The sequence below is a fragment of the Streptomyces sp. NPDC045287 genome (genome assembly GCF_056432325.1).
This window is the reverse complement of the sequence record NZ_JBWKJG010000013.1, coordinates 131,138-153,856: the sequence shown is the minus strand read 5'-3', so window position 1 is coordinate 153,856 and position 22,719 is coordinate 131,138. Positions and strand designations below refer to the sequence as shown.

The window sequence follows — 22,719 nt, the reverse complement described above, 5'->3', positions numbered from 1 at the left end:
GGCGGACGACCCCCGGCTGTCAGTGCGGGGTCGTACGGTGGAGTCATGCGGCCCGTAACCCAGATCGAACGCTCGGTGGCGCCCTTCGAGGTCGTCAGCCCGTACCAGCCCAGCGGTGACCAGCCCACGGCCATCGCCGACCTCGAACGGCGCATCCGCGCAGGTGAGAAGGATGTCGTCCTGCTCGGTGCGACCGGCACCGGCAAGTCGGCGACCACGGCCTGGATGATCGAGCGGCTCCAGCGGCCCACGCTCGTCATGGCGCCGAACAAGACCCTGGCCGCGCAGCTGGCGAACGAGTTCCGCGAGCTGCTGCCGAACAACGCCGTCGAGTACTTCGTGTCGTACTACGACTACTACCAGCCCGAGGCGTACGTCCCGCAGTCGGACACGTACATCGAGAAGGACTCCTCGATCAACGAGGAGGTGGAGCGCCTGCGCCACTCCGCCACGAACTCCCTTCTCACCCGGCGGGACGTGGTCGTCGTCGCCTCCGTCTCCTGCATCTACGGCCTGGGCACGCCCCAGGAGTACGTCGACCGGATGGTCTCCCTCAAGGTCGGCGACGAGATCGACCGGGACGAGCTGCTGCGCCGCTTCGTCGACATCCAGTACACGCGCAACGACCTCGCCTTCACGCGCGGCACGTTCCGGGTGCGCGGCGACACGATCGAGATCTTCCCCGTCTACGAGGAGCTCGCCGTCCGCATCGAGATGTTCGGCGACGAGATCGAGGCCCTCTCCACGCTGCACCCGCTCACCGGCGAGGTCATCAGCGACGACCGGCACCTGTACGTCTTCCCCGCCAGCCACTACGTGGCGGGCCCCGAGCGCATGGAGCGCGCCGTCAACGGCATCGAGCGCGAGCTGGAGGGGCGCCTCGCCGAGCTGGAGCGGCAGGGCAAGCTGCTGGAGGCCCAGCGGCTGCGCATGCGCACCACGTACGACATCGAGATGATGCGCCAGATCGGTTCCTGCTCCGGCATCGAGAACTACTCGCTGCACTTCGACCAGCGCGAGCCCGGCTCCCCGCCCAACACCCTCCTCGACTACTTCCCCGAGGACTTCCTGCTGGTCATCGACGAGTCCCATGTCACCGTGCCGCAGATCGGCGCCATGTACGAGGGCGACGCCTCCCGCAAGCGGACCCTCGTCGACCACGGCTTCCGGCTGCCGTCCGCGCTGGACAACCGGCCCCTGAAGTGGGAGGAGTTCCAGGAGCGCATCGGCCAGGCCGTCTACCTGTCGGCCACGCCCGGGCCGTACGAGCTGTCCCGCTCCGACGGGTTCGTCGAGCAGATCATCCGCCCCACGGGCCTGGTCGACCCGGAGGTCGTCGTCAAGCCCACCGAGGGCCAGATCGACGACCTGGTCCACGAGATCCGCCTCCGCACCGAGCGTGACGAGCGCGTCCTGGTCACCACGCTCACCAAGAAGATGGCCGAGGACCTCACGGACTACTTCCTGGAGCTGGGCATCCAGGTCCGCTACCTGCACAGCGACGTCGACACGCTGCGCCGGATCGAGCTGCTGCGCGAGCTGCGCGCCGGCGAGTACGACGTCCTGGTCGGCATCAACCTCCTGAGGGAGGGCCTCGACCTGCCCGAGGTGTCCCTGGTCGCCATCCTCGACGCCGACAAGCAGGGCTTCCTGCGCTCCGGCACGTCCCTCATCCAGACCATCGGCCGCGCCGCGCGCAACGTCTCGGGCCAGGTCCACATGTACGCGGACACGATCACACCGGCGATGGCGCAGGCCATCGACGAGACCAACCGCCGCCGAGAGAAGCAGGTCGCGTACAACAAGGCCCACGGCATCGATCCGCAGCCGCTCCGCAAGAAGATCAACGACATCGTCGTCACCCTCGCGCGCGAGGAGGTCGACACGGAGCAACTGCTGGGCACGGGCTACCGCCAGTCGAAGGACGGCAAGGGCGCCAAGGCCCCCGTCCCCTCCCTGGGGTCGGCGGCGAAGGCGGCCAAGGACGGCGGCAGGGCCGGCAGGGGCGGGACGGCCCGCGCGGGCGCCGTGACCAGCGACCGCCCCGCCGCCGAGCTGGCCGGGATCATCGAGGAGATGACCGAGCGGATGCGGGCCGCCGCCGCGGACCTCCAGTTCGAGGTCGCCGCCCGGCTGCGCGACGAGGTGGGCGAGCTGAAGAAGGAGCTGCGCCAGATGAAGGAGGCGGGCATCGCCTGACGGGCCTCCCGGCCCGCCGGGGCGCGCCGCCGCGGACGCGGCCGGGGACGCCGCGTCCGCTGTGTTGCAACACCGACACAAAGGGGGTCTTGCCGTGATGCCGGTGCCGCGCCCCCGCATAGGGTGCTCGCAACCGCGCCCCCACCACAGGGCGGCCGCGGGGAACGCTGAAGAGAGGGGACAGCGCGTGTCGGTCAACTTGACCAAGGGCCAGGCCATCAGCCTGCAGAAGAGCGACGGGGGGTCCCTGTCCGCGGTGCGGATGGGGCTCGGTTGGCAGGCGGCGCCGCGCCGCGGTCTGTTCGGCTCGCGCACCCGGGAGGTCGACCTCGACGCGTCGGCGGTGCTGTTCGCCGGCGGGGACCCCGTCGACGTCGTCTTCTTCCGCCACCTGGTGAGCGACGACGGCTCCGTCCGCCACACCGGCGACAACCTGGTGGGCGGCGCGGGCCAGGGCGGCGACGACGAGGCGGTCCTCGTGGACCTCCAGCGGGTCCCGGTCCACATCGACCAGATCGTCTTCACCGTCAACTCGTTCACCGGCCAGACGTTCCAGGAGGTGCAGAACGCGTTCTGTCGCCTCGTCGACGAGACGAACGGCCAGGAGCTCGCCCGCTACACCCTGAACGGCGGTGGCCAGTACACCGCGCAGATCATGGCGAAGGTGCACCGCACCGGCGGCGGCTGGACCATGACGGCCATCGGCGCCCCGTCCAACGGCCGGACGTTCCAGGACCTGATGCCGGCGATCCTGCCGCACCTGTAGCCGCACCCCGGCGTTACGCACCGCAGCTCCCGGAGGCCCGGCCGCCGGGAGCTGCCACGCGTGCGCCACCGACGCGTTCCGCGACGCACGCCACCCAGCCGCAACCACCGAGGGGACGACAGGCGATGACGGCCGAGCTGGTCCGGGGGCAGAACCACCCGCTGCCCGACACCCGACTCGAGATCCGGGTGTCGTCCGGTGTGCCGGTGGCGGTGGGGGCCGTGCTCTCCGACGCCGCCGGGACCGTCGCCGGAGCGGAGGGGGTCGCCCACCCCGGCGCGCCGGCCCTGCCCGGCGTCGAGGTGTCCCGCCGGGCGGCCACCGAGCACCGGCTCACCGTGGACCTGGAGGCCCTGGCCGCGCGTGTGCACCGCGTCGCCGTCCTGCTGGCCCTGCCCGCGGACACGGGCGGGCCCGGCCGCTTCGGCGCCGTCGCCGCGCCCTTCGTCGCGGTCGCCGCGCCCGGCGGCGCCGAGGTCGCCACGTACACCCTCACCGGCTTGGAAGCCGAGTCCGCCGTCGTCGCCCTGGAGCTGTACCGCCGACAGGGCGCCTGGAAGGTCCGCGCCGTCGGCCAGGGGTACGCGGACGGCCTCGCCGCGCTGTTCCGGGACCAGGGGGTGCCCGGCGCGGCCGAACTCGCCGCGGCCGTCCAGGACGCCGTGGCGCGCGGCCTGGACCGCGCCGCCGCCGCGCCCCCGCCCCGTACCGGGGAGGGCGACCGGACCCGCCACCCCGCCCCGCCCGTTCCGGCTCCGTCCACGCCTGCCCCGCCCGCGCCCGCCTCGCCCGTTCCGGCTCCGTCCACGCCTGCCCCGCCCGCGCCCGCCTCGCCCGTTCCGGCCCCGTCCACGCCTGCCCCGTCCACGCCTGCCCCGCCCGCGCCCACCCCGTCCGTTCCGGTCCGGCCCGCCCCGCCCGTCGGCCCCGTCGACTACACGCACCCCCGCCGCCGGACCGCCCCACCCCCGCCGGCCGCGTCCGCGCCACCCGTGCCGCCCGGCGCCCCCGCCGCCCCGGTCGCCGGCGACGCCGCCGGCTGGTCCATGGAGGAGCGCCTCTACAACCAGGTCTGGGGCATGTTCGAGGACCTGGCCCGTACGACCGCCGCCTACCGGGGCGCCGTCGACTTCGCGGAGTCCCGGATGGAGCGGGAGCTGGACAGCGCCCTGTCCGACCCGCGCAGCCGCCTCGGCGCGGGCGACGCCGCCCGCGCCGAGGCCGACGCCAGGTGCCGGGAGCTCACCGGCCGGGCGCGCGAGGCCCTCGACCGCGACCTCGCCCAGCTCACCGCCGAGTCCGACGTCGTCGAGCCCGCGCTCCCGCCCGCCTTCGCCCGCTGGGACCATCCGGTGTGGCACGCCTACCGTGTCCCCACACAGGCCCCGATGGCGCTGCGCCTCGGCGACCTCCACCTCCCGGAACGGCCCGAGCTGCGCATTCCCCTGCTGGTCAGGCTTCCCCTGGAGCGCGGCCTGTGGGTGGACAGCGGTCGCCGCGGCTCGGAGCGGGCCCTGCTCACGGACGAGGACCGGCTGCGCCGCCTCGCCCTCGACACGGCCGTCGCACACGTCGCGCGCCTCCTCGCCGTCCACCCGCCGGGCGACTTCACCGTCCACGTGATCGACCCGGCCGGCTCGGGCGCCGCCGCGTTCGCCCCGCTCACCGGCTCGGGCGTGCTGGCCGAGCCCCCGGCGGCGGGGCCCGGGGGAGTGGCGACGGTCCTGGCGCGGCTCACCCGGCGCGTGGACCTGGTGCAGATGGCGGTGCGCGGCGGCGCCGGCGCGGACGCGCTCCCGCCGGACCTGGACACGGCCGAGCAACTGCTCGTCGTCCACGACTTCCCGCACGGCTTCGACGACCGGGCCGTCACCCAGTTGCGGTACCTCGCCGACGAGGGCCCGGCCGTGGGCGTGCACCTGATGATGGTCGCCGACCGCGAGGACGCCCGTGCGTACGGGCCGGTGCTGGACCCGCTGTGGCGTTCGCTGCTGCGCGTCCCCCCGGTGCCGGACGACCACCTGGCGGACCCGTGGGTGGGGCACGCCTGGACGTACGAGCCGCCGCGGACACCGCAGGGCGGCCGGGTGCTGCACCAGGTCCTCGCGAGTGTCGCAGAGGCCCGCCGCACCCGGCGCCACTGACCGCCCCGCGCCCCCCTCCCGTCCCCGTACAACCTCGCTGAACTGGGCTTTTGGTCTCTCCTTTGCCAGGCACTTTACCTCTCCTTGGTATTTCGTGTACGGTTCCTTTACGCGGAGGGGAGTACTCCCACACAGCGGCGTGCCCGTCAGTACGGACCGGTCGGACGGAGACCTGTCCCGGGGCGCCGGCCCCCGCGCCGCCCGCACCACGGGCGGTGCCCGGGTGGAAGAGACCTCCGGCAGCGACGACGCTGATCAGTAGCCGTACGACGCCGGAGGCGCAATGGACGTTTCTATGACCTTGTGGGCGGTGACCGTTCTCGGTCTCATCGCCCTGATCGCGGTCGACTTCCTCATCGGGCGCAAGCCCCATGACGTGTCGATCAAAGAAGCCGGGATCTGGACGGCCGTATGGATCGTCCTCGCCGTGCTGTTCGGCCTCGGCCTGCTCTTCTTCGGCGAGAGCAAGGCGTCCGGCGAGTTCTTCGCCGGCTTCATCACCGAGAAGTCGCTGAGCGTCGACAACCTCTTCGTCTTCGTCCTGATCATGGCGAAGTTCTCCGTGCCGTCCCACCTCCAGCAGCGGGTGCTGCTGATCGGCGTGCTCATCGCGCTCGTCCTGCGGGCCGTGTTCATCGCCGCCGGCGCCGCGATCATCGCCAGCTTCTCGTGGGTCTTCTACATCTTCGGCGCGTTCCTGATCTACACCGCCTGGAAGCTGATCAAGGAGGCATCCTCCGACGAGCCCGACGAGGAGTACGAGGAGAATCGTCTCCTCAAGTCGATCGAGCAGCGCTTCGGCGTCGCCGACCGCTACCACGGCACGAAGCTGTTCCTCCAGGTCAACGGCAAGCGGGTGCTGACCCCGCTGATGGTGGTCATGCTCGCCATCGGCACCACGGACGTGCTGTTCGCGTTGGACTCGATCCCCGCGATCTTCGGCCTGACCCAGGACCCGTACATCGTCTTCACCGCGAACGCCTTCGCCCTGATGGGTCTGCGGCAGCTGTACTTCCTCATCGGCGGCCTGCTCAAGAAGCTGGTCCACCTCAGCTACGGCCTCTCCGTCATCCTCGGCTTCATCGGCGTGAAGCTGGTGCTGCACGCCCTGCACGAGTCGGGGGTGCACGTCCCGGAGATCTCCATCCCGTTCTCGCTGGCGGTCATCTGCGGTGTCCTGATCATCACCACGATCACCAGCCTCATCGCCTCCCGCCGGCAGTCCGCCGAGGGCGAGAAGGAGACCGACTCCACGAAGGTCTGACACAACCGGAAACGCACAGCACCGGCCGGGTCGTTCGACGACCCGGCCGGTGCCGTGCGTTCACCGGCGGGAGCCCCGGGCGGGCCGTCCCGCCCCGACCCTCACGCGGTCGCCGGCTCCCCCGCCCGGCCGCGCCTCCCCGCGCCCGCCGCCGGCACGGTCTCCGGGAGCAGCGCGAAGCAGCCCAGGCTCACCACCGCGACCCCCACCAGATACGCCGCCACGCCCCACGGCGGCCCGGAACCGCCCGCGGCGGCCGTCGCCACCACCGGCGTCAGCGCCCCGCCGAGCACCCCCGCCAGGTTGTAGCCCACCGCCGCCCCCGTGCACCGCACCCGCGGCTCGTACAGCTCCGGCAGGTACGCGCCGATGACCGCGAACATCGTGATGAACGCCAGCAGCGCCACCAGGATCGCCAGGAACATCAGCACCGGCCGCCCCGTGTGCAGCAGCCCCACCATCGGGAACATCCACAGCGCGCACACCGTGCACCCCGCCAGGCACATCGGCCGCCGGCCGTACCGGTCGCCCAGCATCGCCGCGAACGGCGTCACCGCGCCCTGCACGGCCACCGCCGCCATCACGCACCCCAGCATGACCGTGCGGCTCACGCCGAGCCGCTCCGTGCCGTACGCCAGCGCCCAGGTGGACACCGCGTAGAACACGGCGTACCCCACGGCCAGCGCCCCCGCCGTGAGCAGCAGCAGCCGCCAGTGCCCGCGCACCACCTCCAGGAACGGGGCGCCCGCCCGCCGCCCCGTCTCCGCCAGCTCCCGGAACTGGGGCGTCTCCGCCAGGGACGACCGCAGCAGCAGCCCGCCCAGCGCGAGCAGGCCCGCCGCCCAGAACGGCACCCGCCACCCCCACGACCGGAACGCCGCGTCGCTCAACCCCGCCGAGAGCGCCAGCATCACCCCGTTCGCCAGCAGGAACCCCACGGACGGGCCGACCTGCGGAAAGCTCGCCCACAGCGCCCGTCGCCGCCGCGGGGCGTGCTCCCCGGCCAGCAGCACCGCCCCGCCCCACTCGCCGCCCAGCCCCAGCCCCTGGAGGAAGCGCAGCACCAGGAGCAGCACCGGGGCCGCCGGCCCGATCACCGCGTACGACGGGACGCAGCCCACCGCGACCGTCGCCGCGCCGGTCAGCGCCAGGGACGCGAAGAGCACCGGCCGCCGCCCGCGCCGGTCGCCGACGTGGCCGAAGACCACCGCTCCCAGGGGGCGCGAGACGAAGCCCACCGCGAAGGTCCCGAAGGCGGCGAGCGTCCCCGCCAGCGGCGAGAACGTGGGGAAGAACAAGGGCCCCAGGACCAGCGCGGCGGCGGTCCCGTAGACGTAGAAGTCATAGAACTCGACGGCGGTCCCGGCGAGGGAGGCCGCCGCCAGCCGCCCCATGGGCGGCCCGGCCGGGGACCGCCCCGGCGGTTGCCCCGACGGCCGCCGGGGCGGCTCCGCGGACGCGGGCGTGTGACTGTGGCGCATGCCGCGCCAACCGTCCGGGCCGCGCCCCGGTCACGGGGCGCACGGGCGCGCGGGGGACGGTACCGGGCGCGCGGGGGCGGTATCCGGGCGCGTCACCAGCCCCGCGCGCGCCACTCCGGGAGCTGCGGGCGCTCGTCGCCCAGCGTCGTGTCCCGGCCGTGGCCCGGGTAGACCCACGTCTCGTCCGGCAGGGCGTCGAACAGCTTGGTCTCCACGTCGTGGAGCAGGCTCGCGAACGCCTCCGGGTCCTTGTGGGTGTTCCCGACGCCCCCGGGGAACAGGCAGTCGCCGGTGAAGGCGTGCGGGTGGCCGTGCGGGTCGTCGTAGATCAGCGTGATCGAGCCGGGCGTGTGCCCGGTCATGCGGCGCGCCGTCAGCTCCACCCGGCCCACCCGGACCGTGTCGCCGTCCTCGACGAGGACGTCCGTCGGCACGTCGATCCCCTCGGCGTCGTACCGCCCCGCGTACGTGCGGGCCCCGGTGGCCGCCACCACCTCGCGCAGCGCGTACCAGTGGTCGTGGTGGCGGTGGGTGGTGACGACGGCCGCGATGCCGTCGTCACCGATCAGCCGGAGCAGGGTCCGCGGCTCGTTGGCCGCGTCGATCAGCAACTGCTCGCCGGTGGCCCGGCAGCGCAGCAGGTACGCGTTGTTGTCCATCGGTCCGACGGCGACCTTCGAGATGATCAGGTCCGCCAGTTCGTGCACGTCCGCGGGTCCGCCGACCTTCACCGCTCCGCTGTACGTCATGGGGCCAGCCTATAGCGGGGGCAGCGCCGGGAGGGAGCCGTTCGAGACGTTCAGCGCGGAGCCGTCGCGGCGGCCCGCGAGCCAGCCGAGCAGGTCGGCCGCGGGGCCCCGGACGACGACCGGGCCGCCGGCCGCGCCGCCGCCCGTCGTCCACGTCCGGCCGTCGTCAGCGGTGACCGTGGTGGCGGGGACGTCCCGGTGGCCGGCGAACCGCTCCGTCAGGAAGACGATCTCCCGCTCGGTGAACTCCTCCGGCAGGTCCTCCAGCTCGTAGCCGACGCCCAGGTCGACGTGGTGGAGCTCGACCTCGACGAGACGGCGGAAGGGGACGCGGGCGGCCCGGTCGGTCACCCCGTTGCGGAGCTCCACGGTGCGGCCCCAGTCCGCCGGCGCGTCGCCCTCCGCCAGGAAGCGGGCGGCGCTGGACCGCAGGTCGTCGAGGTGGGCGGCGAGCGGGCGCCGGGCGTCGCGCTCGATGTCGGCGTCGCGGGCCTCGGCGCTCGTGTACATGGGCAGGCCGCGCAGGACGTTCACCAGGGCGTCCGCGTTGCGGGCGAGGTGGGCCAGGACGTGGCCGCGGGTCCAGCCGGGGAGGCGGGACGGCTCCGCGGCGGCGGTGTCGTCGAGCGCGGAGGCCGCCGAGAGCAGCCGATCGGTCGCCTCGCGTACGGAGGCCAGGTCATGGGCGTGATCGATCATGGTGCTGACAGTAGCGTCGCCACTCGTTCGGGTGAAGGCGGCGGAACGCGACCTGAAATCGAATGCACGTGCTATACGCTCGATGGAGGCATCCTTGAAAGTCAGGCAGTCATCCATCTGGCGGCCCCCATAGGCTGGGGCGGTCGGGGGCAGGGGCTGTACTACCCCCCGCTTCTCTCAAGAAAGGTGCGGACCCGGCGTGGCCGACCGTCTCATCGTCCGTGGCGCGCGCGAGCACAACCTGAAGAACGTCTCGCTCGACCTGCCACGCGACTCCCTCATCGTCTTCACCGGGCTCTCGGGGTCGGGCAAGTCGTCCCTCGCGTTCGACACGATCTTCGCCGAGGGGCAGCGCCGCTACGTCGAGTCGCTCTCGTCGTACGCCCGGCAGTTCCTCGGCCAGATGGACAAGCCGGACGTCGACTTCATCGAGGGGCTCTCCCCGGCGGTCTCCATCGACCAGAAGTCGACCTCGCGCAACCCGCGCTCCACGGTCGGAACGATCACGGAGGTCTACGACTACCTCCGGCTCCTCTTCGCGCGCATCGGCAAGCCGCACTGCCCCGAGTGCCGCCGGCCGATCTCCCGCCAGTCGCCGCAGGCGATCGTCGACAGGGTGCTGGAGCTGCCCGAGGGCAGCCGCTTCCAGGTCCTGTCGCCGCTGGTGCGCGAGCGCAAGGGCGAGTTCGCCGACCTCTTCGCCGACCTCCAGACCAAGGGCTTCAGCCGCGCCCGGGTGGACGGGCAGACCGTCCCGCTGACCGACCCGCCGAAGCTGAAGAAGCAGGAGAAGCACACGATCGAGGTGGTCGTCGACCGCCTCACGGTCAAGGAGAGCGCCAAGCGGCGGCTCACCGACTCCGTGGAGACCGCGCTCGGCCTCTCCGGCGGCATGGTCGTGCTCGACTTCGTCGACCTCCCCGAGGACGACCCCGAACGCGAGCGGATGTACTCGGAGCACCTGTACTGCCCGTACGACGACCTGTCCTTCGAGGAGCTGGAGCCCCGCTCCTTCTCCTTCAACTCGCCCTTCGGCGCCTGCCCCGACTGCACCGGCATCGGCACGCGCATGGAGGTCGACCCGGAGCTCGTCGTCCCCGACGAGGACCGCTCCCTCGACGAGGGGGCCATCCACCCCTGGTCGCACGGCCACACCAAGGAGTACTTCGGCCGCCTGGTCGACGCGCTCGCCCAGGCGCTCGGCTTCCGCACCGACATCCCGTGGGCCGGGCTGCCCCAGCGGGCCAAGAAGGCCCTGCTGCACGGCCACAAGACCCAGGTCGAGGTGCGGTACCGCAACCGGTACGGCAGGGAGCGGGCCTACACGACGGCCTTCGAGGGCGTCCTCCCCTTCGTCAAGCGCCGCCACAGCGAGGCCGAGAGCGACTCCAGCCGCGAGCGCTTCGAGGGCTACATGCGCGAGGTGCCCTGCCCCACCTGTGAGGGCACGCGCCTGAAGCCGATCGTCCTCGCCGTAACGATCATGGACAAGTCCATCGCGGACGTCTCCGCCATGTCCATCAGCGAGTGCGCCGACTTCCTCGGCCGGCTCACGCTCAACGCCCGCGACAAGAAGATCGCCGAGCGGGTCCTGAAGGAGGTCAACGAGCGCCTGAGGTTCCTGGTCGACGTCGGCCTCGACTACCTCTCGCTCAACCGCGCGGCCGGCACGCTCTCCGGCGGCGAGGCCCAGCGCATCCGGCTCGCCACCCAGATCGGCTCCGGCCTGGTGGGCGTGCTGTACGTGCTCGACGAACCGTCCATCGGCCTCCACCAGCGCGACAACCACCGCCTGATCGAGACCCTCGTCCGGCTCCGCGACATGGGCAACACCCTCATCGTCGTCGAGCACGACGAGGACACCATCAAGGTCGCCGACTGGGTCGTCGACATCGGCCCCGGCGCCGGTGAGCACGGCGGGAAGGTCGTCCACTCCGGGCCGCTGGAGCAGCTCCTCGGCAACGAGAAGTCGGTGACCGGGCAGTACCTGTCCGGCAGGAGGTCCATCCCCGTCCCCGACGCCCGCCGCCCCGTCGACCCCGCCCGGCAGCTGACCGTGCACGGCGCCCGCGAGAACAACCTCCGCGACATCGACGTGTCGTTCCCCCTCGGCGTGCTCACGGCGGTCACCGGAGTCTCCGGCTCCGGCAAGTCGACGCTGGTCAACGACATCCTCTACACCCATCTGGCGCGCGAGCTGAACGGCGCCAGGTCCGTGCCCGGACGGCACACGCGCGTGGACGGCGACGACCTCGTCGACAAGGTCGTCCACGTCGACCAGTCGCCGATCGGCCGCACCCCGCGGTCCAACCCGGCCACGTACACCGGTGTCTTCGACCACATCCGCAAGCTGTTCGCCGAGACGACGGAGGCGAAGGTCCGCGGCTACCTGCCGGGCCGGTTCTCCTTCAACGTCAAGGGCGGTCGCTGCGAGAACTGCTCCGGCGACGGCACCATCAAGATCGAGATGAACTTCCTCCCGGACGTGTACGTGCCGTGCGAGGTCTGTCACGGCGCGCGCTACAACCGGGAGACCCTGGAGGTCCACTACAAGGGCAAGTCCATCGCCGAGGTGCTGGACATGCCCATCGAGGAGGCCCTGGACTTCTTCGAGGCCGTCCCCACGATCTCCCGCCACCTCAAGACCCTCAACGAGGTCGGCCTGGGGTACGTGCGGCTCGGCCAGTCCGCGCCGACCCTGTCGGGCGGCGAGGCGCAGCGCGTCAAGCTCGCCAGCGAGCTCCAGAAGCGCTCCACGGGCCGCACGGTCTACGTCCTCGACGAGCCGACGACCGGCCTGCACTTCGAGGACATCGCCAAGTTGATCAAGGTGCTGTCGGACCTGGTCGACAAGGGCAACACGGTGATCGTCATCGAGCACAACCTCGACGTGATCAAGACGGCGGACTGGCTGGTCGACATGGGTCCCGAGGGCGGCAGCGGCGGCGGCCTGGTCGTCGCCGAGGGCACGCCGGAGACGGTCGCGGGCGTGCCCGCGAGCCACACCGGCAAGTTCCTCCGCGACATCCTGGACCCGAGCCGGATCAGCGACGCCACGCCGGTGAAGGCGAAGACGCAGGGGAAGGCGAAGGCCAAGCGCCCGGCGCGCAAGGCCGCCTCGACCGCCCGCTGAGCCGACCCCGGCCCCCCGCCGGCCGGCCGGCCCCCGCCACCCCGTGGCCGGCCCTCCGCCACCCCTGGCCCGGTCCCCGCCGCTCCGAGCGGCGGGGACCGGGTCGCGCGGGCGTCCGCACGGCCGCCGTTCCGGTCCGCCCGCCCCGGCCCCGGGGCGGGACCCGGACCCGGGGGCGGTGATCTGCGTCGGTATCGTCGGGTCCGTACCCGTCGTACCGACGCGTCCCCTGTTCCCGCACGCCCTGGAGCGCCCATGTCCGGCCAGCCCGCCACCCGCCGAACCGTGCTGAAAGGCGCCGCCCTCGCCGGTGCCGCGGGACTGGGGGCCGCCGCCTGCTCCACCGAATCCAAGCTGGGCCACGCCCGGACGCCGACCCCGACCGCGCCCGTCGACCTCGGCACGGCCGCCGAGGTGCCCGTCGGCGGCGCCCGGCTCTACCGCGAACAGCGCCTCCTCGTGCACTGCCCCGCCCGGGGCGAGTACAAGGCGTTCAGCGCCCAGTGCACCCACGCGGGCTGTGTCCTCGACAAGATCGAGGAGAACGAGGGCAACTGCCCCTGCCACGGCAGCCGCTTCGACGTCACCACCGGCAAGGTCCTCAGGGGCCCCGCGACCGTCCCGCTGCCCGAGGTGCCCGTCACGGTCAGGGACGGCAAGCTCATCGCCGGCCCGCAGGACTGACCGCCCCGCCGCCGGGCCCCGGCGGCCCCGACCGCCCGCCGAGGCCGCTCCCGCGCCCGCCCGGCCCGCTCCCGACCGCCCGCCCCGCCCCTGCCGGCCGCCGGGCCGGCCGACCGCCTGCCGGGGCTGCTCCCGCGTCCGCGCCCGGCCGTCCACCCGGGCTGCTCCCGCCCCGCTCCCGCCGGCCGCCGGACCGGCCGACCGCACCGGTCCGCCCCCCGGCCCGGCCCCGGACGACCCGGCTGGTCTGTCGGTGTGCGCCAGTAGGGTGTGAGGCATGGCAGACCCCTCCACCTACCGCCCCGAACCGGGACAGATCCCCGACTCGCCGGGGGTCTACAAGTTCCGTGACGAGCACGGCCGCGTGATCTACGTCGGCAAGGCCAAGTCCCTGCGCCAGCGCCTCGCCAACTACTTCCAGGACCTGGCGGGCCTGCACCCGCGCACGCGGACCATGGTCACCACGGCCGCGTCCGTGGAGTGGACGGTGGTCTCCACGGAGGTGGAGGCGCTCCAGCTGGAGTACTCCTGGATCAAGGAGTTCGACCCCCGCTTCAACGTCAAGTACCGCGACGACAAGAGCTACCCCTACCTCGCCGTCACCCTCGGCGACGAGTTCCCCCGCGTCCAGGTCATGCGCGGCCACAAGCAGAAGGGCGTGCGCTACTTCGGGCCGTACGCGCACGCGTGGGCCATCCGCGAGACCGTCGACCTGCTCCTGCGCGTCTTCCCCGTCCGCACCTGCACGTCCGGAGTGTTCCGGAACGCGAACCGCACGGGCCGCCCCTGCCTCCTCGGCTACATCGGCAAGTGCTCGGCGCCCTGCGTCGGCCGGATCGACCCCGAGGAGCACCGCGAACTGGCCCAGGAATTCTGCGACTTCATGGCCGGCCGGACGGGCACGTACATCCGCCGCCTGGAGAAGGAGATGACGGCGGCCGCCGAGGAGATGGAGTACGAGCGGGCCGCCCGCCTCCGCGACGACATCGAGGCCCTGCGCCGGGCCATGGAGAAGAACGCCGTCGTCCTCGCCGACGCCACCGACGCCGACCTGATCGCGGTCGCGGAGGACGAGCTGGAGGCCGCCGTCCAGATCTTCCACGTCCGCGGGGGCCGGGTCCGCGGCCAGCGCGGCTGGGTCACCGACAAGGTCGAGGCCGTCGACACGGCCGGCCTCGTGGAGCACGCCCTCCAGCAGCTGTACGGCGAGGAGAGCGGCGACGCGGTGCCGAAGGAGGTCCTGGTCCCCGCCCTGCCCGAGGACCCCGAGGCGGTCACGCAGTGGCTGAGCGACCGCCGCGGTTCCCAGGTGTCCCTGCGCGTCCCGCGGCGCGGCGACAAGAAGGACCTGATGGAGACCGTCGGGCGCAACGCCCGGCAGGCCCTCGTCCTCCACAGGACCAAGCGCGCCAGCGACCTCACCACCCGCTCCCGCGCCCTGGAGGAGATCGCCGACGCCCTCGGCCTGGACGCGGCCCCGCTGCGCATCGAGTGCTTCGACATCTCCCACCTCCACGGCGAGGACGTCGTCGCCTCCATGGTCGTCTTCGAGGACGGGCTGCCCCGCAAGAGCGAGTACCGCCGCTTCGAGATCAAGGGCCGCGTCGGGGACACGCAGGTCTGGCACGGCCAGGGGCAGGACGACGTCCGCTCCATGCACGAGGTGGTCAGCCGCCGCTTCCGCCGCTACCTCGCGGAGAAGGAGCGGACGGGGGAGTGGCTCGCCGAGGGCGGCGAGGTCCCCGCCGACGCCGCGGACCCCGCCTCCGCCGAGGAGAACGGCCGGCCGAGGAAGTTCGCCTACCCGCCCCAGCTCGTCGTCGTCGACGGCGGGAAGCCGCAGGTCGCCGCCGCCCGCCGGGCCCTCGACGAGCTGGGCGTCGACGACGTCGCCGTGTGCGGGCTGGCCAAGCGGCTCGAAGAGGTCTGGCTGCCCGACGAGGACGACCCGGTGGTCCTGCCCCGCACCAGCGAGGGCCTGTACCTCCTCCAGCGGATCCGCGACACGGCCCACGACTTCGCCATCCGCTACCAGCGCGGCAAGCGCGGCAAACGGCTGCGCACCAGCCCCCTGGACGACGTCCCGGGCCTCGGTGACGCGCGCAAACGGGCGTTGGTCAAGCATTTCGGTTCGGTGAAACGGCTCCGGCAGGCGACAATCGAGCAGATCTGCGAGGTGCCCGGCTTCGGGCGCAAGACCGCCGAAGCCGTCGCCGTCGCCCTCGCCCAGGCGGCCCCGGCCGCTCCCGCCGTGAACACGGCGACAGGAGAGATCATTGAAGACGACGACGGGGGAATCGCACATGGACGGGCATCCGGGCATGAATGACCACACCGCGCAGGACGACCGAGAAGACGGAGCAGCAGACGTGAGTACGGGCACGACGATCGAGGCCGGCGAGGCCGCCGAGGCGGCCATCCCCGAGCTGGTGATCATCTCCGGCATGTCCGGCGCCGGGCGCAGCACGGCCGCGAAGTGCCTGGAGGACCTCGGCTGGTTCGTCGTGGACAACCTGCCGCCCGCCCTGATCCCGACCATGGTCGAGCTCGGTGCCCGCTCGCAGGGCAACGTCGCCCGCATCGCCGTCGTCGTCGACGTCCGCGGCCGCCAGTTCTTCGACAACCTCCGCGAGTCCCTCGCCGACCTCGACGCCAAGCAGGTGACGCGCCGCATCGTCTTCCTGGAGTCGTCCGACGACGCGCTCGTGCGCCGCTTCGAGTCCGTGCGCCGCCCCCACCCGCTCCAGGGTGACGGCCGCATCGTCGACGGCATCGCCGCCGAGCGCGACCTGCTGCGCGAGCTGCGCGGCGACGCCGACCTGGTGATCGACACCTCCAGCCTCAACGTGCACGAGCTGCGCGCCAAGATGGACGCCCAGTTCGCCGGCGACGAGGAGCCCGAGCTGCGGGCCACGGTCATGTCGTTCGGCTACAAGTACGGCCTGCCCGTCGACGCCGACCTCGTCGTCGACTGCCGCTTCCTGCCCAACCCGCACTGGGTGCCCGAGCTGCGCCCCTTCACCGGGCTCAACGAGGAGGTGTCCGGTTACGTCTTCAACCAGCCGGGCGCCAAGGAGTTCCTCGACCGGTACACGGAGCTGCTCCAGCTGATCGCCGCCGGGTACCGCCGCGAGGGCAAGCGGTACGTCACCGTCGCCGTCGGCTGTACGGGTGGCAAGCACCGCTCCGTCGCCATGTCCGAGAAGCTCGCCGCCCGGCTCGCCTCGGAAGGGGTCGAGACCGTCGTCGTGCACCGGGACATGGGGCGCGAGTGATGCGCCCGTACCGGCGGCGCGCGAGCACCCTGTCCGCTCGCACGCTGCGCAGACGCGGCGCTCAGCCGAAGGTCGTCGCGCTCGGCGGGGGCATGGGCCTGTCCGCGTCCCTCGCCGCCCTGCGCCGGATCACCGGCGACCTGACCGCGGTGGTCACCGTCGCCGACGACGGCGGGTCCAGCGGCCGGCTCCGCGAGGAGCTGGGCGTCCTGCCCCCCGGGGACCTGCGCAAGGCCCTCGCCGCCCTGTGCGGCGACGACGAGTGGGGCCAGACCTGGGCGCGGGTCATCCAGCACCGCTTCCAGTCCAAGGGCGACCTGCACGAGCACGCCGTCGGCAACCTGCTGATCGTCGCCCTGTGGGAACAGCTCGGCGACCACGTGCAGGCGCTGGACCTGGTCGGCAGGCTGCTCGGCGCGCAGGGCAGGGTGCTGCCCATGTCCGCCGTGCCGCTGGAGCTCCAGGCCCTCGTCAAGGGCCACGACCCGGCCCGGCCGGACGACGTGGACACCGTGCGCGGCCAGGCGACCGTGGCGCTCACGCCCGGCGAGGTCCAGTCGGTGCACCTGGTGCCCCACGACCCGCCGGCCGTCCCGGAGGCCGTCGCCGCGGTCCTGGACGCCGACTGGGTGGTCCTCGGACCGGGCTCGTGGTTCTCCTCGGTGATCCCGCACCTCCTGGTGCCGGAGCTGCTGGACGCGCTCGTGGAGACGAAGGCCCGCAGGGTCCTGTCGTTGAACCTCGCGCCGCAACCCGGTGAAACCGCCGGGTTCTCTCCGCAGCGTCATTTGGAGGTTTTGGCCCGACACGCCCCTAAACTCGCCCTGGACGTGGTGCTGGCCGACGAGGCCGCCGTGCCCGACCGCGAGTCGCTGGCGGACGCCGCGAAGCGGCTCGGCGCAGCGGTCGAGCTGGCCCCGGTGGCCAGGAAGGACGGCCTGCCCAAGCACGACCCGGAGCTGCTGGCCGCCGCGTACGACCGTATTTTTCGGATGCATGGAAGGATCGGCCCATGGCGATGACGGCAGCGGTGAAGGACGAGATCTCCCGGCTCCCCGTCACCCGCACCTGCTGCAGAAAGGCCGAGGTCTCGTCGATCCTGCGGTTCGCCGGCGGCCTGCACCTGGTGAGCGGCCGGATCGTGATCGAGGCGGAGCTGGACACGGCGATGGCGGCGCGCCGCCTGAAGCGGGACATCGCGGAGATCTTCGGGCACGGTTCGGAGCTGATCGTCATGGCCCCGGGCGGGCTGCGGCGCGGCTCCCGCTTCGTGGTGCGCGTGGTGGCGGGCGGCGACCAGCTGGCCCGCCAGACGGGCCTCGTCGACGGCCGGGGCAGACCGATCCGGGGCCTGCCCCCGCAGGTCGTCTCCGGCGCGACCTGTGACGCCGAGGCCGCCTGGCGCGGTGCCTTCCTGGCGCACGGCTCGCTCACCGAGCCCGGCCGGTCCTCCTCCCTGGAGGTCACCTGCCCCGGCCCGGAGGCCGCGCTCGCCCTGGTCGGCGCCGCCCGCCGGCTCTCCATCGCCGCCAAGGCCCGCGAGGTGCGGGGCGTGGACCGGGTCGTCGTCCGCGACGGCGACGCGATCGGCGCCCTGCTGACCCGGCTCGGCGCCCACGAGTCCGTACTGGCCTGGGAGGAGCGGCGGATGCGCCGCGAGGTCCGCGCCACGGCCAACCGGCTCGCCAACTTCGACGACGCCAACCTGCGCCGCTCGGCCCGCGCCGCCGTGGCCGCCGGCGCCCGGGTCCAGCGCGCCCTGGAGATCCTCGGCGAGGACGTGCCGGAGCACCTCGCGGCGGCCGGGCGGCTGCGCATGGAGCACAAGCAGGCGTCGCTGGAGGAGTTGGGCGCCCTCGCCGACCCGCCGCTCACCAAGGACGCCGTCGCGGGCCGCATCCGCCGCCTCCTCGCCATGGCCGACAAGCGCGCCCAGGACCTGGGCATCCCGGGCACGGAGTCGAACCTGACGGAGGAGATGGCCGACGGCCTCGTCGGCTGACCCCGCCCTCCCGCAACCCCCGCCGTACGCGTACGGCGGGGGTTGTCGTATGCACATATGGGCGGATGTACCGCACGTTTGACTACCCGGCGGTAGGTTCCCACGATCCGGTCGTCCCGGTGCGCTCGATGTCACTCCGGAGGCCCGGGAGAGGTAGGGTCGGAGGCGGTCGGGGACATCCCAAACAAAGCTCGCCGGGCGTCGAACCCCGGCGTACCTAACGAGGAGATCGGTTCGTGACGATCCGCGTAGGCATCAACGGCTTCGGCCGCATCGGTCGTAACTACTTCCGCGCGCTGCTGGAGCAGGGTGCAGACATCGAGATCGTGGCTGTCAACGACCTGGGTGACACCGCGACCACCGCTCACCTGCTGAAGTACGACACGATCCTGGGCCGCCTCAAGGCCGAGGTGTCCCACACCGCCGACACGATCACCGTCGACGGCCACACCATCAAGGTCCTCTCCGAGCGCAACCCGGCCGACATCCCCTGGGGCGAGCTGGGCGTCGACATCGTCATCGAGTCGACCGGCATCTTCACCAAGAAGGCCGACGCCGAGAAGCACATCGCCGGCGGCGCCAAGAAGGTCCTCATCTCGGCTCCGGCCAGCGACGAGGACATCACCATCGTCATGGGCGTCAACCAGGACAAGTACGACGCGGCCAACCACCACGTCATCTCCAACGCCTCCTGCACCACCAACTGCGTGGCCCCGATGGCCAAGGTCCTCGACGAGAACTTCGGCATCGTCAAGGGCATGATGACCACGGTCCACGCGTACACCAACGACCAGCGCATCCTGGACTTCCCGCACAAGGACCTGCGCCGCGCCCGGGCCGCCGCGGAGAACATCATCCCGACGTCCACCGGCGCCGCCAAGGCCACCGCGCTCGTCCTCCCGCAGCTCAAGGGCAAGCTGGACGGCATCGCCATGCGCGTCCCGGTCCCGACCGGCTCGGTCACCGACCTCGTCCTGGAGCTCGACCGCGAGGTCACCAAGGACGAGATCAACACCGCCTTCCAGAAGGCCGCCGAGGGCCAGCTGAAGGGCATCCTCGAGTACACCGAGGACCCGATCGTCTCCTCCGACATCGTCAACTGGCCGGCCTCCTGCACCTTCGACTCGTTGCTGACGATGGTGCAGGGCAAGCAGGTCAAGGTCGTCGGTTGGTACGACAACGAGTGGGGCTACTCGAACCGCCTCGTCGACCTGACCGTCTTCGTCGGCGGCCAGCTCTGATAAACAGCAGGGCGGGCACCTCGATGTGAGCACAGGGTCCGGGCAGCGCAACGCCGCGCTGTACGGGCCCTGTGGCTTGCCCCGGCCACGAGTTCTCCAAGGAGCACCAACCGATGAAGACGATCGACACACTTCTCGAGCAGGGGGTCGACGGCAAGCGGGTCTTCGTCCGCGCCGACCTCAACGTGCCGCTCGACGGCACCGCCATCACCGACGACGGCCGGATCCGCGCGGTCCTGCCCACGATCAAGGCCCTCACCGAGGCCGGTGCCAAGGTCGTCGTGGCCTCCCACCTCGGCCGCCCCAAGGGCGCTCCGGACCCGGCCTTCTCGCTCCGCCCCGCCGCCGCCCGCCTCGCCGAGCTGCTCGGCGCGCCCGTCGCGTTCGCCGGTGACACGATCGGCAGCGAGGCCCACGACGCGGTGGGCGGCCTCCAGGCCGGCCAGGTCGCGGTCATCGAGAACCTCCGCTTCAACCCGGGCGAGACCTCCAAGGACGACGCCGCCCGCGCCGAGTTCGCCGCCCGCCTCGCCGCCCTCGCCGACGTGTACGTGGGCGACGGCTTCGGCGCCGTGCACCGCAGGCACGCCTCGGTGTTCGACCTGCCGAAGCTGCTGCCCTCCTACGCCGGCCACCTCATCGCGACCGAAGTCGGCGTCCTGAAGAAGCTCACCGACGACGTCCGGCGGCCGTACGTGGTCGTCCTCGGCGGCGCGAAGGTCTCCGACAAGCTGGGCGTCATCGACCACCTGCTGGAGAAGGCCGACCGCATCCTGATCGGCGGCGGCATGGCGTACACCTTCCTCAAGGCCAAGGGCCACGAGGTCGGCATCTCGCTGCTCCAGGAGGACCAGATCCCGGCCGTCCTGGACTACCTGGACCGCGCCGAGAAGCGCGGCGTGGAGTTCGTCCTCCCCGTCGACGTCCTGGTCTCCACCGAGTTCCCGGACCTGAAGACGAAGGCTCCCGCCAACCCCACCACGGTCGCCGCGGACGCCATCCCCGCCGACCAGGAGGGCCTCGACATCGGCCCGAAGACCCGCGAGCTGTACGCCTCGAAGCTCGCCGACGCCGCCACCGTCTTCTGGAACGGCCCGATGGGCGTCTTCGAGCACCCCGACTACGCCCAGGGCACCAAGGCCGTCGCCCAGGCGCTCGTCGACTCCCCGGCGTTCACCGTCGTCGGCGGCGGTGACTCCGCCGCCGCCGTCCGAACCCTGGGCTTCGACGAGAACGCATTCGGCCACATCTCGACCGGCGGCGGCGCCAGCCTCGAATACCTCGAGGGCAAGACGCTTCCCGGCCTCGCCGCACTGGAGGACTGAACACCGTGACCACCCGCACCCCGCTGATGGCGGGCAACTGGAAGATGAACCTCAACCACCTCGAGGCCATCGCCCACGTCCAGAAGCTCGCCTTCGCCCTCACCGACAAGGACTACGAGGCCGTCGAGGTCGCCGTCCTGACGCCCTTCACCGACCTGCGCTCCGTGCAGACCCTGGTCGACGGCGACAAGCTGAAGATCAAGTACGGCGCCCAGGACCTGTCGGCGCACGACTCCGGGGCGTACACCGGTGAGATCTCCGGTGCCATGCTCGCCAAGCTGAAGTGCGCCTACGTCGCCGTGGGCCACTCCGAGCGCCGCCAGTACCACGGCGAGACCGACACCCTCTGCAACGAGAAGGTGAAGGCCGCGTTCAAGCACGGCCTGACCCCGATCCTCTGCGTCGGCGAGGGGCTCGACGTCCGCAAGGCCGGCGACCAGGTCGACTACACCCTCGCCCAGCTCGACGGCGGGCTCAAGAGCATCCCCGCCGAGCAGGCCGAGACCATCGTCATCGCCTACGAGCCGGTGTGGGCCATCGGCACCGGCGAGGTCGCCACCCCCGAGGACGCGCAGGAGGTGTGCGGCGCCATCCGCGGCCGCCTCGCCGAGCTGTACTCGCAGGACCTGGCCGACAAGGTCCGCATCCAGTACGGCGGCTCCGTGAAGGCCGGCAACATCGCCGCGATCATGGCGCAGCCCGATGTCGACGGCGCCCTGGTCGGCGGTGCCTCGCTGGACCCCGAGGAGTTCGTCAAGATCGTCCGCTTCCGCGACCAGTGAGTATGCGGTAGGGCCGAATCGTCGTACCCTTGCGGGGGCCCGGGGCTTTCAGTGAGCCTGGGCCCCCGTCGTCCATCCAGTCCGAGAGAATTGCCAGGAAGTAGGGTCCAGCCGTGATTATGGGGTTCTCGATCGCCCTGATCGTGTTCAGCCTGCTGCTGATGCTGCTGGTGCTGATGCACAAGGGGAAGGGCGGCGGTCTCTCCGACATGTTCGGTGGCGGTATGCAGTCCTCCGTGGGTGGTTCCTCGGTCGCCGAGCGCAACCTCGACCGCATCACCGTCGTCGTCGGCCTGCTCTGGGTCGCCTGCATCGTCGTCGTGGGCCTGCTCATCAAGCTGGAGGGCTGACCGCGCCGTCCCGCGTCCCACGTCCCGCGCCCTGAGAACGGGGTAACTCCCGTCACTGGACGCGCGTTGGGCCTTACGTAGACTGGGGCATCCTCGAGCACCATCACGCAGGGAGTGACGACCGTGGCAAGTGGCAACGCGATCCGGGGAAGCCGGGTCGGGGCGGGGCCGATGGGGGAGGCCGAGCGCGGCGAGTCCGCACCCCGGCTCCGCATTTCCTTCTGGTGCTCCAACGGGCACGAGACACAGCCGAGCTTCGCCAGCGACGCACAGGTCCCGGACACTTGGGACTGCCCCCGGTGCGGCTTCCCGGCAGGTCAGGACCGGGACAACCCGCCGGACCCGCCGCGCACCGAGCCCTACAAGACGCACCTGGCGTACGTCAGGGAGCGGCGCAGCGACGCGGACGGCGAGGCGATCCTGGCCGAGGCGCTGGCCAAACTGCGCGGCGAGATCTGAATCCTGGCACCCCGCGACACGGGCCCTGCCCGCGAAACCCCACCGGTTTCCGCGAGCAGGGCCCTTTTCGTACCCGTGGACGACTCCGACCTGTGGACAAGTCGGTGGGAGGGGGTCAGATCAATTAGGTTGGAGGGGCAGCGGGGCAAGCAGGCAGGTACGAGAA

18 protein-coding genes are annotated in these 22,719 nt (G+C 72.1%); 15 read left to right on the top strand and 3 right to left on the bottom strand.

Features of this window, described 5'->3' with window-relative positions; all coding sequences use genetic code 11:
- Positions 1-45 precede the first annotated feature (45 nt).
- The 4 genes from uvrB (at position 46) to AC07D6_RS22100 (ending at position 6,373) form a co-directional block, all read left to right on the top strand.
- Positions 46-2,199, top strand: a complete 2,154-nt coding sequence (uvrB, locus tag AC07D6_RS22115) for an excinuclease ABC subunit UvrB (RefSeq protein ID WP_479046795.1) — start codon at positions 46-48, stop codon at positions 2,197-2,199.
- A gap of 187 nt (positions 2,200-2,386) precedes the next feature.
- Positions 2,387-2,965 (top strand): TerD family protein, encoded by a 579-nt coding sequence (locus tag AC07D6_RS22110; RefSeq protein ID WP_315876451.1) that lies wholly within the window; start codon positions 2,387-2,389, stop codon positions 2,963-2,965.
- Between the two features lie 125 nt (positions 2,966-3,090).
- Positions 3,091-5,109, top strand: a complete 2,019-nt coding sequence (locus AC07D6_RS22105) for a TerD family protein (RefSeq protein ID WP_479046792.1) — start codon at positions 3,091-3,093, stop codon at positions 5,107-5,109.
- Positions 5,110-5,392: 283 nt separating this feature from the next.
- Positions 5,393-6,373 (top strand): TerC family protein, encoded by a 981-nt coding sequence (locus AC07D6_RS22100; protein WP_315876449.1) that lies wholly within the window; start codon positions 5,393-5,395, stop codon positions 6,371-6,373.
- A 101-nt stretch (positions 6,374-6,474) separates the two neighbouring features.
- Here AC07D6_RS22100 and AC07D6_RS22095 read toward each other — a convergent pair whose 3' ends face one another.
- The 3 genes from AC07D6_RS22095 to AC07D6_RS22085 form a co-directional block, all read right to left on the bottom strand.
- Positions 6,475-7,767, bottom strand: coding sequence for an MFS transporter (locus tag AC07D6_RS22095; RefSeq protein WP_479046949.1), 1,293 nt, complete (start codon positions 7,765-7,767; stop codon positions 6,475-6,477).
- Between the two features lie 179 nt (positions 7,768-7,946).
- Positions 7,947-8,603 (bottom strand): MBL fold metallo-hydrolase, encoded by a 657-nt coding sequence (locus AC07D6_RS22090; protein WP_315876448.1) that lies wholly within the window; start codon positions 8,601-8,603, stop codon positions 7,947-7,949.
- A 9-nt stretch (positions 8,604-8,612) separates the two neighbouring features.
- Entirely contained in the window at positions 8,613-9,302 is a 690-nt protein-coding gene (locus AC07D6_RS22085; RefSeq protein ID WP_315876446.1) for a maleylpyruvate isomerase family mycothiol-dependent enzyme, read from the bottom strand.
- Positions 9,303-9,501: 199 nt separating this feature from the next.
- Here AC07D6_RS22085 and uvrA point away from each other — a divergent pair, with 199 nt between their 5' ends.
- From uvrA to AC07D6_RS22030, 11 genes are all read left to right on the top strand, one after another.
- Positions 9,502-12,435, top strand: coding sequence for an excinuclease ABC subunit UvrA (gene uvrA / locus AC07D6_RS22080; RefSeq protein WP_479046788.1), 2,934 nt, complete (start codon positions 9,502-9,504; stop codon positions 12,433-12,435).
- A 255-nt stretch (positions 12,436-12,690) separates the two neighbouring features.
- Positions 12,691-13,119, top strand: a complete 429-nt coding sequence (locus AC07D6_RS22075; RefSeq protein ID WP_479046786.1) for a Rieske (2Fe-2S) protein — start codon at positions 12,691-12,693, stop codon at positions 13,117-13,119.
- Between the two features lie 277 nt (positions 13,120-13,396).
- Entirely contained in the window at positions 13,397-15,448 is a 2,052-nt protein-coding gene (gene uvrC, locus AC07D6_RS22070; RefSeq protein ID WP_479046784.1) for an excinuclease ABC subunit UvrC, read from the top strand.
- Complete coding sequence (gene rapZ / locus AC07D6_RS22065) at positions 15,423-16,394, top strand: RNase adapter RapZ (RefSeq protein WP_315876444.1); 972 nt, start codon at positions 15,423-15,425, stop codon at positions 16,392-16,394. Before uvrC ends, rapZ begins: the two co-directional genes overlap by 26 nt.
- Positions 16,394-17,416 (top strand): gluconeogenesis factor YvcK family protein, encoded by a 1,023-nt coding sequence (locus AC07D6_RS22060; protein ID WP_315876443.1) that lies wholly within the window; start codon positions 16,394-16,396, stop codon positions 17,414-17,416. Before rapZ ends, AC07D6_RS22060 begins: the two co-directional genes overlap by 1 nt.
- Positions 17,407-18,396, top strand: coding sequence for a DNA-binding protein WhiA (gene whiA / locus AC07D6_RS22055; RefSeq protein WP_010472975.1), 990 nt, complete (start codon positions 17,407-17,409; stop codon positions 18,394-18,396). Before AC07D6_RS22060 ends, whiA begins: the two co-directional genes overlap by 10 nt.
- Before the next feature lie 236 nt (positions 18,397-18,632).
- Positions 18,633-19,637 (top strand): type I glyceraldehyde-3-phosphate dehydrogenase, encoded by a 1,005-nt coding sequence (gene gap / locus AC07D6_RS22050; RefSeq protein ID WP_315876442.1) that lies wholly within the window; start codon positions 18,633-18,635, stop codon positions 19,635-19,637.
- Positions 19,638-19,750: 113 nt separating this feature from the next.
- Positions 19,751-20,962, top strand: a complete 1,212-nt coding sequence (locus AC07D6_RS22045) for a phosphoglycerate kinase (RefSeq protein WP_315876441.1) — start codon at positions 19,751-19,753, stop codon at positions 20,960-20,962.
- Positions 20,963-20,967: 5 nt separating this feature from the next.
- Positions 20,968-21,744 (top strand): triose-phosphate isomerase, encoded by a 777-nt coding sequence (gene tpiA, locus AC07D6_RS22040; RefSeq protein ID WP_315876440.1) that lies wholly within the window; start codon positions 20,968-20,970, stop codon positions 21,742-21,744.
- A gap of 119 nt (positions 21,745-21,863) precedes the next feature.
- Complete coding sequence (gene secG, locus AC07D6_RS22035) at positions 21,864-22,094, top strand: preprotein translocase subunit SecG (protein ID WP_189537488.1); 231 nt, start codon at positions 21,864-21,866, stop codon at positions 22,092-22,094.
- 123 nt (positions 22,095-22,217) lie between these two features.
- Positions 22,218-22,553, top strand: a complete 336-nt coding sequence (locus AC07D6_RS22030; protein ID WP_003957010.1) for an RNA polymerase-binding protein RbpA — start codon at positions 22,218-22,220, stop codon at positions 22,551-22,553.
- Positions 22,554-22,719: the final 166 nt, after the last annotated feature.